The organism is Serratia sp. 121840015-1 (genome assembly GCF_053627655.1).
Window position 1 is genome coordinate 1,547,259 of the sequence record NZ_JBSEYF010000001.1, and the last position, 14,675, is coordinate 1,561,933.

Consider the following 14,675-nt stretch of genomic DNA (forward strand, 5'->3'; position numbering starts at 1 on the left):
CACTCTCCCGTTCAGCCTCAACCGGCGAATTGCTTGATGGCACCGCTGTGCTCATCGCCATAATAGATACCGTAATTGCCCACGGCGTTTTCTTTGACGAACCGGCCCAGCATCGACCGCAGCGCCGGATCCTTGATCGGCAGCCGCGCCAGCGTCGGCATATCGAACCATTCCGCCGCGCTCAGCTGCGGCGTCAGGCTGCCGGCGTCGGTCGGCAGCGCACACAGAAAAACGATGTGCTGCTGGTGCTTCTGCCGGTCGTCATAGACGGAATAGACGAAACCCGGATGGGCGTTGATGCCCAACTGCTGCAGTAAATCTCCCAACGTTTCGCTGACGCTGCGTTTCTCCACCGCGCTGGACGGCAGCTGATAGCCGCCGTCGTTTTGCCGTACCATCACGGCATGCCCTTCAAACTCGATCAGCGCGCTCACCACCACCTGCGGCCCGCCAATCAGCGACTGCGCGTTTTGATACGGCGTGAAATAGGCACCACGGTAATACCCCAGACCGGCGGTGGCGTTGGACTCGAACCCTTCGACCTGGCCGATCAGAATGGCATGGTCGCCGGCATCCACCACCTGATGCAGCGAGCAGTCGAACCACGCCGAACTGTTCTCGATCAGCGGCACCCGCGACGCGCTCCAGCGCCAATCGATCAGCGCAAAGCGGTCTTCGTTCTTTTGCGCAAAAATGGTTGAAGCCTCTTTTTGCTGTTCCGCCAGAATATTGATGGCGAAGTGGCTGCACTGGGTAAAGTGCGCCAGGTTCGCCGAACGTTTATCGATGCTCACCAACAGCAGCGCCGGATCCAGCGACACCGATGAAAACGAATTGGCGGTGAAGCCAATCGGCCGCCCCTGCTTGTCCACCGAGGTCACAATGGTGACGCCGGTCATAAAGGCGCCGAAAGCGTCGCGCAACTGCCTGCGTTTATCCGCGTCCATTTGCCGCTCCTAAAGTCAAAGGTTGCTCTGCGGTCAGAAAATCGAGCATCAGCGCGTTGACGCGTTGCGCATCGGTCAGACTGACCATGTGTTTGGCGTTCTCAATGATCACCGCGCGCCCGTTCGGTGCGGCCTGCGCCATTTGCCGCGCCATCTCTGGGCTGGAGTTGGCGTCGTGCTCGCCGGTCAATACCAACACCGGGCAGCGGATAAGGTGCCAACGCTGGGCATACACCCGATCGCCGGTAGCAAACGCCTGATACGCGCGGGCGTAGCCCGTGACGTCCACCTGTTGCAACCAGCCGCCCACCTGCAGGCGCAGACGCTGTTCGGCGGGATCGGCGCCAAACCACCGGCTCAGCGGCGAGTCGAGCTGCGTCTGGCCGCTGGCCAACGCGCTGGCGCGTTGCGCGACCGCGGCGCTGGCCTGCGCAGAACGCTGGAACACGCCGCTCATCACCACGGCGCGTTTGACCCGCTCCGGATAATCGATCGCCAAACCGGCGGTGATCAACGCCCCCATCGAGTGCCCCGCCACCGCAACGCTCGGCGTATCCAGGGTGTTTAAGAAGGCCGACATCCAGCGCACGTAATCCTCCAGCGTCGCGGCATGGGCGAAGCCTTCGCTTTCGCCGTGGCCCGGCATATCGACGGCGATGACCCGAAAGTGCGCGCTAAGCGCATCGAGCTGGGGATACCAGGCCTCCGCGTTCATGCCTACACCGTGGATCAACACCAGCGGCTCGCCACGCCCGGCCTCCAGATACCCTACCCGCAGAGCGGGCTCAGACAGCTGCCGGATTGTTCTGATCATGGCCCAGCTCTTTCAGATCCAAATAACGGTTGCCGATACGGTGATGCGGCCGCCCCCCCAGCGCCGCGCCCAATGCGATGACGATTTCGTCGTCGAAAGGCGCGTCGTTGATGTTGAACTGGAATGTCAGGTAGTGCTCGCGGCTGCCTTCGTCGTTTTTCCCCATCATCGGGATCAGGATCGGCGCGTTGGCCGGCCCGCGGGTATTGTTGAACGCCAGATAGCTTTTACCGTTGACCGCCGAGCGGTAGTGGTTGCCGAAATGCAGCGTGTGAATCAGCGCCGAGGCGTGTTCCAACTCACCGCCCAGCCCCACCACCGCGCTTTTGCCGAAGGCTTCCACCCGCTCGCCAGAGCCGGCCTCTTTGAGGATCAAACCGGTCAGCAGCTCACCCAGCACCGGCGCCATTTCTCGAATCTTTGGCGCCAGATCCTCAACAAAGCCTTGCCCGGCCCAGGGGTTTTTGATCACCGCCGCCGCCGCGATCATCACCAGCGGTTTGCCCGCCGATTTGCCACCGTCGGCGTAGAGGGTTTCTGTGGAAACCAGAGTCTTACGGATGTCTTGATGCATAAGGGACCTCGAAAAGTAAACCAAATGTTAATCAGATGTCACGAGCCGAGGGTATAACATCGGGCAGATTGGCATGTCAAAATTTGGTATACCATAATACGGTATTCTTATTTTCATCTAAGAAGGTAAAGGGAAATTGAAAATAACCTATATTAATCAAAGTATTAATAAATCTGCGTGGACTTTGGCCGGGGGCGAAACGCCGGCCACGACCGCTTCCGCTCAGCGGCCGGTGCCCGTGCCGAACCCGTTGAGCCAGCGGGTATCGGCAACGAAAAGCGGTTTTTTTAGGCTATCTTTCGATTTTGTGAGCTGCTGCAACATTCGCCGTTTTAGCGATGCGGCGCGAAATCGGCCGCCGTTGCTTTGCGGGTTGGAAAGATGTTAATAGTACCGGGCAAACGGGAATACGCGTCGTTATCCGGATTAATGATGATCCACAAAAAATAGAGACAATTATGGTTCAGGCGTCATTGAAGATTGAGAATGCACCGGTCACCTTGCGCGAATTGGCATTGGCGAAAATTAGGCAGGCGATTATCTCAGGGTATTTTCAGGCCGGCGATCGTTTGGTGGAACGCAGCCTGTGCGAGGAGCTGGGCGTCAGCCGCAGCGTGGTGCGCGAGGTGATCCGTTATCTCGAAGCGGAGGGGCTCATTGAAACACTCGGCAAGAAAGGGCCGATTGTCGCTATTCTGACCTGGGAAATTGCCGAGCAGATTTATACTATTCGTCTGCTGCTTGAACAGGATGCCGCTCACGACTGCGCTTTGAAAGCCGGGCCGGAAGATAAAAAGAAACTGCATGAAAAATTAATTGCAATTAATCAGGCTTCGGCCGGGCAGGACGATATTCAGCGCGTTGAGGCGTCGCAGGCCTTTTATGAAACCATTTTCCAGGTGGCCCATCACGCCATCGCCTGGGAAATCGTTCAACGCCTGAATAGCCGCATCAGCCGCCTGCGCGCCCTGACCCTGAAAACCCCGGAGCGCCAGCTGGCCGGTTTCGAGCGCATGACGCGGATCTATCACGCCATCGAACAAAACAATCCGACACAGGCCAGGCAAGAAGTCATCGATCACCTGACCGAGGCCGCCGCGCTGGCCAAGCGCATTCTGCAACAGGAGCCCTGAGATGCCCGCTTACTGGATTGCCCATGTCACCGTGAAAGATCCGCAGCAATATCAGCATTATATGGATTTGGCGCCTCAGGCGTTTCGCCAGTTCAACGCCCGTTTTCTCGCCCGCGGCGAACAGGCGCAAACGCTGGAAGGCCCGGCGTTTGTGAAACATGTGCTGATCGAATTCGACGACTACGCCACCGCCCTGGCCTGCTACCATTCACCGGCCTATCAGCTGGCGAAACAACAGCGGCGCCACGTAGCGGAAGCCATGATTACCATCGTCGACGGCTTGCCGACCTCCCCATAAAAGCCCCCCACCGTTACGGCGGAGGCTGGGTGGCGTGAGGTGGGATAACCGCCGGGTCAGGCCGGCGTTTTCCGCTAGTTATTTCTCTTCAGGATCTTTCCCGTCTCGGCCCAGATTTGACTGCGGTAATGATCGTCTTCCTGAGAGAAGAAAAGTACAGTCAGCCCTTCCTTGTCTAACAATGCAATGCCATCGGGTGCAGGACGCCACGCCACTGGCTCTTGCGGCAAGACGTCGGGCGTGCAATCAGACAAAAATTTTAGGCTATAGCCGCCGGCCGATTCCACACCCTCCGTGTTGAGCTGTACAACACAGGACTTTGATTTATCGCTGACCGTCCACTGCCCGGATAGCGTTTCGGCAGAAGGTAAAACCAGACTGCTTGCCATAGAGGCTCCTGAAAACAAGAATATTATTCCGACAAGAATAGATTTACACATAGCTGGCCCATGCAAAACGGTGGGCATCATCGCCCACCGTTGCCGTTTTATACGATAAAGTCAACAGCGACGTCAGCCTGCCCGACGATGTGCACCAGGAAGTCTGGATTTGCACCGCCATGGATGTTGAAGGCCAGTTCGCTCAGATTGCTTTGGGTATCATAGGACACCAGCGCCTCACCGGCCTGCCCGCTGAAATGATCGACAAACTGAATAAAATCACTGCCTTTATCGCCTTGGTTGAAGAAGGACAGATCGATCTTGTCCTTGCCTGACTCAAAGTCCCAAATTGTATCAGGAGCCCGAACAGGCGAGTCATTCAGGTCAGAGAAGACAAAAATGTCGTTACCTTGCCCTCCCCACAATTGATCCTGGCCCGCCCCACCGTAAATAACATCGTTACCGGCGCCGCCTTTGAGCACATTGTCTGCGTGATTTCCAACAATGACGTCATTACCTGCTCCCCCTATCGCGTTTTCGATGGTGGCGCCGGCAGCGATGGAAACATTCCCTTTTAATCCACCGACGTCGGAGAAAGCGCCTTCGTTCAAATTGATACGTTGATTTTGGCTATACCCCGAAAAATCGAGGGTATCATTGCCACCTGCATCCCAAACAGACATCACCAGCTTGTCGTGGCTGTCCTTGAGCGTATAGAAGTCTCGGCCTGTATTTGAATTAAACCCGTAAACGGTGTCGCCGGTTCGGGTAGTCATGTTGGCGCCGTAAAGATGCTGGATGGCCGCGATATCATCAACCAGCGGTGCAGCGGCATAGTAATGGCCATGATCCGCGTTGGTAATGGATTCATTCCAGTAACTCATTACGCTAAACTGCCGGGTATCTTCGGCGTAAACTGCCTTGGTATAATTTGGGCTGCCTTGCCCCGCATTATAAGTGCCCGGGTGATCTAACCCGAGAGTATGGCCAACTTCATGGGTAATGGTTAAGCGGCCGTAATTACCTAGCTCAGGATGCAAATTTTCGGAGTGATTCTTAATGTTGTACCAACTTTGCCCATCAGAATTGTACCCTCTGTAATCATTGCCATTATATGAGTAAGGTTTCAAGGCATACGCTTGTCCCGTCCCCTCATAATTCCCAAAGGTAATATTGGAAGGTTGACCTGAAGCAACTTCGACAAATTTGATGTTGGCAACATCGGCCCAGGATTGTAAAGACAGCTTCGCCTGTTCTTGCTGCTGTTGCGTGAACGCACTCAGCCCCGTATCACGTTCCGGGGAGCGGTGGCCCAGGTTCAGTTCGTTATAATCCCAATCCGGGAAGGAATAGGTCACCGTCGCCTCTTTTCCCGTGACGTGAACGCCATTCCAGGTTTTATCGCCGCGCGCTATCTGCAACCCCGCCTCATTTATGTCATAAGACGGTTTATTATTTATCGTCAGGCCATTCCCGCGTTCATGGTAGTGAATAAAATCGTTAACACTGTCCCAACCCGTTTCGTTTCATTCATGGTATTACCCATAACTTTCTCCACAAAGTAGCTAGTATTAATATGACATCCGAAATGTCTCTTAGGGATAATCAAAATCCGGAGAATAGCGATAACCCGATACGCCCACTCTTTTTCCTATCCCTTTACACCCAGAGAGTAAATTTACTTTTAACTACCCGAGCCTCCTTACCCATGATTGATAACTGATGCAACTGCATGAGATCGCGATGTGTCCGTGCAAAATGCGCGAAAGTAACAGGCCGCATTGATCCGGCAAGGGTGTGATTCCAGTGTCTGCGCGTTGAGGCTAAGTTGAGATGTCGCTCAAGAGGTCTAATGACAACGGCCGTCCGATGCATTGCCTCGTTGCCAGAGACCACATCAGACAGGCTCTTGTGCTGTGAATCTGGTCTGTTATCCGAACGGTTACCCGGAGATAATTGCGTGAATGCATTTGCGCCACCATCCAGTTTTGCTAATGATTATCATTCGCGAGGCTATCTCACGCGTAAGCAAAGTGTCAACAGATGAAACAAAACATTTCTTGATTTGCATCATGATTTTTCCGCTAAGCCCCAGTAAACGGGCGCTGCAGAGTGCATAAAATGGCGTTCACCCCCGGCTGGACTGCGGTTTTTGTCAGTATTACCGCATAGAGCGGGCAGAATAGCGCCAGGGAGTACATCATGGCGACTGAACATTTAGCCATAGAGAAACATCAAGAATGATTAATTTTCACGGCAATAACGCGGCGTGGTCCGATCACTTATTTTTCGCTGCAATATAAGGGATGCTTATAAATAACAGGAGTATTCCTAATGCGTTCACGCTGGATGTATTCCATGCTAGCGGGCCGATTTTTAGCCGCGCCCGCTGGCTATTCCCATTTTCATTGGCAAGACTATATTGAAAGAAGCTCTGCTCTAGAGCGAGAATATGGGTAATTTTCCGAGGAAATACCGCATGACCCTGTTGCCCAAGCAGAGCAATAACAAAAATCCGATTGATCTCTATGGCGAAATCGTAGACGACTTGCCCGGCCTGATTTGCTTCGGCAACCGCCTTGGCGGTTACTTCAATAAACAGTGGCGCGACTATACCGGCGCTATCGCCGGTGAACACGGCGCCGCCGACTGGCTCGATGCCCTGCACCCCGACGATCGCGAGCGGCTGGCCGCGCAGTGGCGCCAGGCGATCGTGGCCCTCTCCTCGTTCGCCGGCGAGGCCCGCCTGCGCGATCGCAGCGGCGCCTACCGTTGGTTTATGCTGGCGTTTAACGCCCGGCAGGACGGCATGGCGCTGGAGCCCAGCTGGTACCTGACGGCGACCGACATTCATCCGCAAATGCTGCAGCGCCAGCAAAACGTTCAGGCGCTGTCTATCCAGCAAGACATGCTGGACGCCAGCGTGGACTGCATTAAAGTGATCAATCACGATGGCACGCTGCGCCACATGAACCGCTCCGGCAGCCTGGCGCTCGGCCTTGATCCGGGGCAAAAAGAGTTTGGCATGCCCTGGCTGGGGCTGCTGTCGCCCGAGATCCGGCGCCGCGGCCGCAAGGCGCTGCGCAGCGTCAGAGCCGGAAAAAATGCGCGCTTCACGGGATTGAGCGTGACGCCGCAGGGCAAAAAACAGCACTGGGACAACATTCTCACGCCGGTCAGCGACGAACACGGCACCGTGGCCGAGATCTTGTGCGTGTCACGCGACGTGACTTCGCAACGCGTGATGGAACAACGCCTGTTGCTCGCCAGCGAATATGACGAATTGACCGGCCTGCCCAACCGGCGCCTGTTCAAGAAGAAACTGAAGCAAGAGATGAAGCGGGCCCTGCACGGCAACAAGTCGCTTGGGCTGATGCTGCTGGATCTTGACCACTTCAAGCTGGTGAATGACACGCTGGGCCACGCGGCGGGCGACCATCTGCTGCGGGTTTTGGGCAAAAGGCTCAGCGCCTGCATGAATACGCACTCGTTCGTCTCTCGCCTCGGCGGCGATGAGTTCGCCGTGGTGATCAGCGACGTCGAAAACGAGCAGGATATTTTCCGCATCGCCAACAAGTTTCTGCTGCAGCTGGAGACGCCGATCACCCACGGCGGCAAGACGCTGCACTGCGGCATGAGCATCGGCGGCGCCATCTACCCCAAAGACGCCCGCGACGCTTCGGAACTGATGAAATGCGCCGACACTGCGCTGTATGAGCTGAAAGACGGCGGCCGCGGCGGCGTCTATATGTTCGACCGCAAAATGATGGACAAGGCGCGCGCCCGCGCCAGCCAGCTCAACTACGCGCGCCAGATCGTGCGCGACAACTGCATCCGCCCCAGCTACCAACCGAAGGTCAGCCTGACCGACGGCAGCATCGTCGGCTTTGAAGCCTTACTGCGCTGGCACTGCCCGATCAACGGCGTGCAGCTGCCGGCGACGGTGAGCGAGGCGTTCAACGACTACGAGCTGGCGACCAAGATCAGCGAAGCCATGCAGCTGAAGGTCTTCGCCGATATCGCCCGCTGGCGCGCGGCCGGCGTGGCGGTGCAGCCCATCTCGCTGAACGTGTCGCCGATCGAGTTTTTACGCGACAACTACGCCGAAACTTTCCTGCAGCGCCTGCTGAAGTTCCACATTCCCCACCACCTGATCGAACTGGAGGTGACCGAACACGCGTTCAACAAGCACGGTTCGAAGTACGTGCTGCGCGCGTTGCAAATGCTCAAGGAGATGGGCATCCGCATCGCGTTGGACGACTTTGGCACCGGTCACTCCTCGTTCAGCCATATCATGGATTACCCGCTGGACTGCATTAAGCTGGACTGCGACTTCGTTCAACGTATGAATACCGAACCGGCGATCCTGGCGATCGTGGAAAGCATCGGCATTCTCGGTCAAAAACTGTCGATCGATATCATCGCCGAGGGGGTGGAAACCGAGCAGCAGCGGCAAACGCTGTGCGAAGCCGGTTTCCATATCGGCCAGGGTTTTCTGTTCAGCCGGGCGGTGGAATCTCAGCGGGTACCCGAGCTGCTGCAGGCAGCACCGCAGCCTGTCGATGGCCGTTAAACGCCCTGCCGGTTGTCGAACGGCGCCAGCTGCATGCCGATAAGCGTCACCACGCAGACGATCGCGCCGGCGTAAAAGGTGGAGGCGGAACCGACCAGCTCCCACAGCATGCCGGCCCCGAGACTCGCCAGCAGCAGCGCCACGCCGCTGACCAGGTTGAACATGCCGAACGCGGTGCCGCGCAGGTGCGCCGGCGCGGTATGCGCCACCATCGCCGCCAACAGCCCCTGCGTCATGCCCATGTGCACGCCCCACAGCGCCACGCCAAACAGCACACCCGCCCAATGATCGCTCAACGCCAGCACCACATCGGCGGCGATCAGCACCAGCAAACCGGCTTTTAACATTCCTTTATGGCTCATGCGGTCGGACAGTTTACCGAACGGATAGGCCGAGCAGGCGTAGACCAGGTTCATGGCGACCATCACCAGCGGGATCAACGCCAGCGGCGTGCCGCCCTGCTGCGCCTTCAGCACCAGAAACGCCTCGCTGAAGCGCGCCAACGTGAAGACGGCGCCGATGCCCACCACCCACCAATAGCCGCGCCCCAGCAGCCGCAGATTGGCGCGGGTAATCGGGTGGGTTCGCTTGTCGGTTATCATGGCGGCCGGCTCTTTCAGGCCGAAGAACAGCAGCGCGATCGCCAGCGCCGCCGGGATCGCCGCCACCCAAAAGATGGCGCGAAAATCGTTGTGCCACAGCAGCATCAGGCCGACGGCCAGCAGAGGCCCTAAAAAGGCGCCGACGGTATCCAGCGATTGGCGCAGCCCAAAGGCCGCGCCGCGAATTTCCGGCGGCGTCACATCGGCCACCAGGGCGTCGCGCGGCGCGCCGCGGATGCCTTTGCCCACGCGATCCAACAGGCGCGCGCTCATCACCATGCCGGACGACGACGCGACGGCAAAAAACGGTTTGCTGATGGCGCCCAGCCCGTAGCCCAGCAGCGCCAGCCCTTTACGCTTGCCGAGGTAATCGCTGAGCACCCCGGAGAACACCTTGACGATCAATGCCGTCGCCTCCGCCAGCCCTTCGATCAGCCCGATGACGATCACGCTGACGCCGAGCGTCGTCGCCATAAACAGCGGCAGCAGGCTGTGGATCATTTCCGAGGAAACGTCCATCAGCAGGCTCACCCCACCCAAGATCCACACGCCGCGCGGTATGCGGCCCAACGTAGCGAAGCGCGACGACATGGTTCATCCTCGAAAGATTCAGCGCCACCGGCGGCGCATCATGACTTTTCCAAGATTGGATAGTTGATTTTGTTCGTTCACAGACCTTTAGCCTTCAGAGATAGTGCAACGACCCTGTGACAATCCTAATAATGAAGGTAATTAACATAATGATAGATAGCAAAAAGATGATAGTGATGGCGGCGTTGCTGAGCTTTTCCGCCGCGGCCGCGCCAGGGGTGGACATCGTCGCCAACGAAACGCCGATCCATACGGTGAAGAACGCCGAGGCGGTCGCCAAAATCCCCGCCGGTTTCAAGTTCGTGGAGCCCGGCACGCTGACGGTGGCCATTTCCCTGCTGGGCAGCGGCCCGCCGTTCGGCCTGTACGCCCGCGACAACAAAACGGTGATCGGCAGCGAGGCGGACATCGCGCGCCTGGTGGCCGACGGTTTGGGGTTGAAACTCAAGCTGGTGCCCACCTCGTGGGAAGACTGGCCGCTGGGGGTGGCCTCCGGCAAATATGACGCCGCGGTTTACAACATCACCGTGACCAACGAACGCAAGACCAAATTCGATTTCGCCACCTATCGCCAGGATACGCTGGGCTTCTACGTCAAATCCGACAGCAAGATCACCCAGATCAACACCGCGCCGGATATCGCCGGTAAAAAGATCATCGTCGATTCCGGCACCAACCAGGAAGCGGTGCTGCTGGCCTGGGACAAGGAGAACCGCGCCAAGGGGCTGGCGCCGCTGCAGCCGGTGTACGTCACCGACAAGGCCGCCTCCACGCTGGCCATTCAGTCCGGCCGCGCCGACGCCACCTTCGGGCCCAACGTCTCCGGCGCTTACCAGGCTCGGCTGACCGGCAAAACCCGGCTGGTAGGCATCGTGCCCGGCGGCTGGCCGAAAACCGCCAACATCGCCGTCACGCTGAAGAAAGGCAACGGCCTGGTGGACGCGGTGCAGGCATCGCTCAACGGCGCCATCGCCAACGGCAGCTATCTGCAGGTGCTGGATCGCTGGGCGGAGAGCGACGAGAAGATCGCCCATTCCGAGATTAACCCGCCGGGACTGGGAGACTAAGGCGTGAACCGGCCCCGCATCGAGGGGCCGGCTATTGATGGTCAATCATGATGTTTCATTCCGCCGCCGCTTTCTGCCTTCCCAGCTTGCGGTACAGCGTGCTGCGCGAAACGCCGAGCGCCTTCGCCGCCCGGCTGAGGTTGCCGCCCGCCCTACCGATCGCCGCCTGCAGATCCTCCAGGCCGGTATCGGCGTTCTCCTGGCGCGGCGCCAGCACCGCGATGGACTGCGGCAGATCGTCCAGAGTGAGCACCGCATGATCGTCCGCCAGCGCCAGCAACACCTTGAGCGTACTCAACAGCTGCCGCACGTTGCCGGGCCACGGGTAGCGCGCCAGCATCGCCAGCGCCTCCGGCAGCAGGCGAATGTCGCGCCGCTCGCCGCCCAGCTCTCGCCACAGCTGCAGAATGAAGGCTTCCAGCTGCGCCCGCTCTCTGAGCGGCGGAATGCGCAGGCTGTATTCCTGGATGCGGTACAGCAAATCCTCGCGAAATGCCCCCGCCTGTACCTGCCGATGCAGATCGTGGTGCGTGGCGCAGACCAACGCGAAATCGACCGGATAAGCGCTGCGGCTGCCGAGCGGCGTGACCGTTTTTTCCTGTAACACCCGCAGCAGCCGCGTCTGCAGGCCCGCCGGCATGTCGCCGATTTCATCGAGGAACAGCACGCCGCCGTCCGCCTCGCGGATCTTGCCGATATAGCCTTTCGGGTTGGCGCCGGTAAACGCACCCGGGGCATAGCCGAACAGCTCGGACTCGATCAGCGGCTCAGGCAGCGCCGCGCAGTTGATCGCCACGAAGTTGCCGTTGCGCCAGCGGCTCTCTTGAAACAGGCGTCGGCTGAAGTGCTCCTTGCCGCAGCCGGTTTCGCCGGTCACGCACAGGGAAAGACCGGCATTGAGAATGCGCAGCGCCTTCTGATGCTGTTCGTCATGCCTTTCCGCCGGCGGCGGAACCGAACGCAGGGCGCTGACGCGGCGCTGCGGCGCCTCGAGCAGCGAATAATAATGCCGTTGATTGCCGGCCAGCGTCTGGTGCGGTGCGCCGTAGGGCTGCCGCAGCAGATCGGGGAACAGCTGGGCGAACTCAACCGAGCCGAATGCGGCCGGTGAAAGCTGGAACTCCAGCATCGCCAGCCGATTGGCGGCGACCAACACTTCGTCGTGAAACACCAGCAGCAGCTCCTGCGCGCTGCCCAAGCTACCGGCGTCGGCGTGCAGGCGCAGCGTCCAGTGACGATCGGCGATCGCGCTTCTGACCCAGCGGTGTTCGATATGTCGCACCGCCTGCATGATCAGGCGCTGTGCATCGCGATACGGCCGCTGCGCGGGGGCGGAAAGATCCAATATCCCGGCAATGTGGCCATCCGGCCGGTAGATCGGCGCGGCGGTGCAGTTCAATCCGGCATTTTGGTTGAGGTAATGCTGGTCGCCGCGCACTTCGCAGAACGCGCCCAGCGCCAGCGCGGTGCCGATGGCGTTGGTGCCCCGCTCCGCTTCTCCCCACGGGTTGCCCGGCGCCAGCGCAAAGCGCGATGCCTTATGCAGAAAATCGGTATTGCCGCGGGTTTCCAGCACCAGCCCGTCGGCGTCGGCAATGACCACAATGGCGGGCTGGCGCGTAATTTGCGCGCCCAGCTGCTCGATCAGCGGCTGCACCCGTTGCGGCACCCAGTCGTTGCGGCTGCGCCGCTCTTCGAGCAACCCGGCTTTGATGAACGAGATGTGCTGATCGGCGCGCGCCAGGCCGTAGCCCCGGCTGCGCTGCCAGGATTCCGCCAGCGGATGGATCAACAAACTGGCGCCCTCAGTGGGCAAGCGGTCGTCAGGCAACATGCGTTTCTCCCCCGTTCGCGAGTGTTGCAAATATGTATCACAGATGTGTATCAGGCGTTGCGACACGGGACACAAAAAATCATCGCCGGCGGCGGCACCGCTCGATTCCCTAAGCCATATCCGTTTTTAACACGCTAATAAATAAGCTCTTTTAACGAGCATCTTCGCCATTCATCAATCTGGCACGGGGCGTGCTTCTCCTGCTGCGGCGGCATGCCGCACTCACAGGCGCAGCGCAATAGCGCCGGTTATCATCTGCAGAGAGGTGCTTCACATGAAATATGTCCACCCCGGTTTGCCTGGCTCGCTGGTTTCGTTCCGCAAACGCTATGGCAACTACATTGGCGGCAAATTCGTCGAACCGGTATCCGGCAACTACTTCACCAACACCTCGCCGGTGACCGGCCAGCCGATCGCCGAATTCCCGCGTTCCGACGCCAAGGACATCGAGCTGGCGCTCGACGCGGCGCATGCGGCGGCGGACGCCTGGGGCAAAACCAGCGTGCAGGAGCGCTCCAACGTGCTGCTGGCGATCGCCGATCGCATCGAAGCGCGGCTGGAGATGCTGGCGCTGACCGAAACCTGGGACAACGGCAAACCGATCCGCGAAACCCTGAATGCCGATCTGCCGCTGGCGGTCGACCATTTCCGCTACTTCGCCGGCTGCCTGCGCGCGCAGGAAGGCACCGCGGCGGAGATCGACCAAAACACCGTGGCCTACCATATCTATGAGCCGCTGGGCGTAGTCGGCCAGATCATTCCGTGGAACTTCCCGCTGCTGATGGCCGCCTGGAAACTGGCGCCGGCGCTGGCGGGCGGTAACTGCGTGGTGCTGAAACCGGCGGAACAGACCCCGCTTGGCATCAGCGTGCTGATGGAAGAGATCGGCGATCTGCTGCCGCCGGGCGTGCTCAACGTGGTGCAAGGCTTCGGCGCCGAGGCCGGCGAAGCGCTGGCGCGCAGCAAACGCATCGAGAAGATCGCGTTCACCGGCTCCACACCGGTCGGCCGCCATATCCTCGCCTGTGCGGCGGAGAACATCATCCCCAGCACCGTCGAGCTGGGCGGCAAATCGCCGAACATCTATTTTGAAGACATCATGCAGGCGGAGCCGGAGTTTATCGACAAGGCGGTTGAGGGGCTGGTGCTCGGCTTCTTCAACCAGGGCGAGGTCTGCACCTGCCCTTCACGCGCATTGATCCAGGAATCCATCTACCCGCAGTTTATGGAGAAAGTGCTGGCACGCATCGCCACCATCCGTCAGGGCGACCCCTTCGACACCGACACCATGCTCGGCGCACAGGCGTCACAGGAGCAATACGATAAGATCCTGTCCTACATCGACATCGCCAAGAATGAAGGCGGCGACATCCTCGCCGGCGGCAAACGCACGCAGCACGGGGATGAATTGCAAAACGGTTTCTACCTGCAGCCGACGTTGATTACCGGCAACAACAGCATGCGCTTCTTCCGCGAGGAGATCTTCGGGCCGGTGATTGGCGTCACCACCTTCAAGGATGAGGCCGAAGCCTTGGCGCTGGCCAACGACACCGAGTTCGGTCTGGGCGCCGGGCTGTGGACCCGCGACATCAACCGCGCCTACCGCATGGGGCGCGCCATCAAGGCGGGCCGCGTGTGGACCAACTGCTACCACCTGTACCCGGCGCACGCCGCGTTCGGCGGCTACAAGAACTCCGGCATCGGGCGCGAAACCCACAAGGCGGCGCTGTCGCACTATCAGCAGGTGAAAAACCTGCTGGTCAGCTACGACGCCAAACCGCTGGGCCTGTTCTGATCCGGGCGTAACAACAAGAAGGCCACCCGCAGGTGGCCTTCTTCTTTGGCATGGTTGATGGCGTGAT

General features: G+C 59.2%; 12 protein-coding genes. 5 read left to right on the forward strand and 7 right to left on the reverse strand.

Annotated elements, in window-relative coordinates; genetic code table 11:
- Positions 1 to 17: 17 nt before the first annotated feature.
- Genes ACUXAC_RS07405 through ACUXAC_RS07415 form a run of 3 tightly spaced genes read right to left on the reverse strand, consistent with a single transcriptional unit; the run spans position 18 to position 2,335 of the window.
- Positions 18 to 947, reverse strand: a complete 930-nt coding sequence (locus ACUXAC_RS07405) for a flavin reductase family protein (RefSeq protein ID WP_060439958.1) — start codon at positions 945 to 947, stop codon at positions 18 to 20.
- Positions 934 to 1,761, reverse strand: a complete 828-nt coding sequence (locus ACUXAC_RS07410) for an alpha/beta fold hydrolase (RefSeq protein WP_421115042.1) — start codon at positions 1,759 to 1,761, stop codon at positions 934 to 936. The genes ACUXAC_RS07405 and ACUXAC_RS07410 overlap by 14 nt, the downstream gene beginning before the upstream one ends.
- Positions 1,733 to 2,335: an amino acid synthesis family protein gene (locus ACUXAC_RS07415; RefSeq protein ID WP_033648297.1), complete on the reverse strand. Its 603-nt coding sequence runs from the start codon at positions 2,333 to 2,335 to the stop codon at positions 1,733 to 1,735. The genes ACUXAC_RS07410 and ACUXAC_RS07415 overlap by 29 nt, the downstream gene beginning before the upstream one ends.
- A 338-nt stretch (positions 2,336 to 2,673) precedes the next feature.
- Between ACUXAC_RS07415 and ACUXAC_RS07420 the strand changes: the two genes are divergently transcribed.
- Together ACUXAC_RS07420 and ACUXAC_RS07425 are read left to right on the forward strand one after the other, a co-directional pair.
- Positions 2,674 to 3,468 carry a GntR family transcriptional regulator gene (locus ACUXAC_RS07420; protein WP_204275777.1) on the forward strand — a complete coding sequence of 265 codons (795 nt, stop codon included), beginning with the start codon at positions 2,674 to 2,676 and terminating at the stop codon, positions 3,466 to 3,468.
- Between the two features lies 1 nt (position 3,469).
- Positions 3,470 to 3,766: a DUF1330 domain-containing protein gene (locus tag ACUXAC_RS07425; protein ID WP_060418938.1), complete on the forward strand. Its 297-nt coding sequence runs from the start codon at positions 3,470 to 3,472 to the stop codon at positions 3,764 to 3,766.
- A 74-nt stretch (positions 3,767 to 3,840) separates the two neighbouring features.
- Here ACUXAC_RS07425 and ACUXAC_RS07430 read toward each other — a convergent pair whose 3' ends face one another.
- On the reverse strand, positions 3,841 to 4,155 hold the full coding sequence (locus ACUXAC_RS07430) for an AprI/Inh family metalloprotease inhibitor (RefSeq protein ID WP_060418940.1): 315 nt from the start codon (positions 4,153 to 4,155) through the stop codon (positions 3,841 to 3,843).
- A 98-nt stretch (positions 4,156 to 4,253) separates the two neighbouring features.
- Entirely contained in the window at positions 4,254 to 5,639 is a 1,386-nt protein-coding gene (locus tag ACUXAC_RS07435) for a serralysin family metalloprotease (RefSeq protein WP_454266706.1), read from the reverse strand.
- A gap of 986 nt (positions 5,640 to 6,625) precedes the next feature.
- On the opposite strand from ACUXAC_RS07435, the gene ACUXAC_RS07440 reads away from it, so the two are divergent.
- A complete protein-coding gene (locus ACUXAC_RS07440; protein WP_147839970.1) occupies positions 6,626 to 8,719 on the forward strand; it encodes a putative bifunctional diguanylate cyclase/phosphodiesterase in 2,094 nt (697 codons plus the stop codon).
- Here the strand turns inward: ACUXAC_RS07440 and ACUXAC_RS07445 are convergent.
- Complete coding sequence (locus ACUXAC_RS07445) at positions 8,716 to 9,912, reverse strand: MFS transporter (RefSeq protein ID WP_387441109.1); 1,197 nt, start codon at positions 9,910 to 9,912, stop codon at positions 8,716 to 8,718. The two genes, ACUXAC_RS07440 and ACUXAC_RS07445, sit on opposite strands and share 4 nt — an antisense overlap.
- A gap of 149 nt (positions 9,913 to 10,061) precedes the next feature.
- On the opposite strand from ACUXAC_RS07445, the gene ACUXAC_RS07450 reads away from it, so the two are divergent.
- Positions 10,062 to 10,979 (forward strand): ABC transporter substrate-binding protein, encoded by a 918-nt coding sequence (locus ACUXAC_RS07450; protein WP_102779662.1) that lies wholly within the window; start codon positions 10,062 to 10,064, stop codon positions 10,977 to 10,979.
- A 55-nt stretch (positions 10,980 to 11,034) separates the two neighbouring features.
- Here ACUXAC_RS07450 and ACUXAC_RS07455 read toward each other — a convergent pair whose 3' ends face one another.
- Positions 11,035 to 12,813, reverse strand: coding sequence for a sigma-54-dependent Fis family transcriptional regulator (locus ACUXAC_RS07455; RefSeq protein WP_387441107.1), 1,779 nt, complete (start codon positions 12,811 to 12,813; stop codon positions 11,035 to 11,037).
- A gap of 274 nt (positions 12,814 to 13,087) precedes the next feature.
- On the opposite strand from ACUXAC_RS07455, the gene exaC reads away from it, so the two are divergent.
- A complete protein-coding gene (gene exaC / locus ACUXAC_RS07460) occupies positions 13,088 to 14,608 on the forward strand; it encodes an acetaldehyde dehydrogenase ExaC (protein ID WP_102984708.1) in 1,521 nt (506 codons plus the stop codon).
- Positions 14,609 to 14,675: the final 67 nt, after the last annotated feature.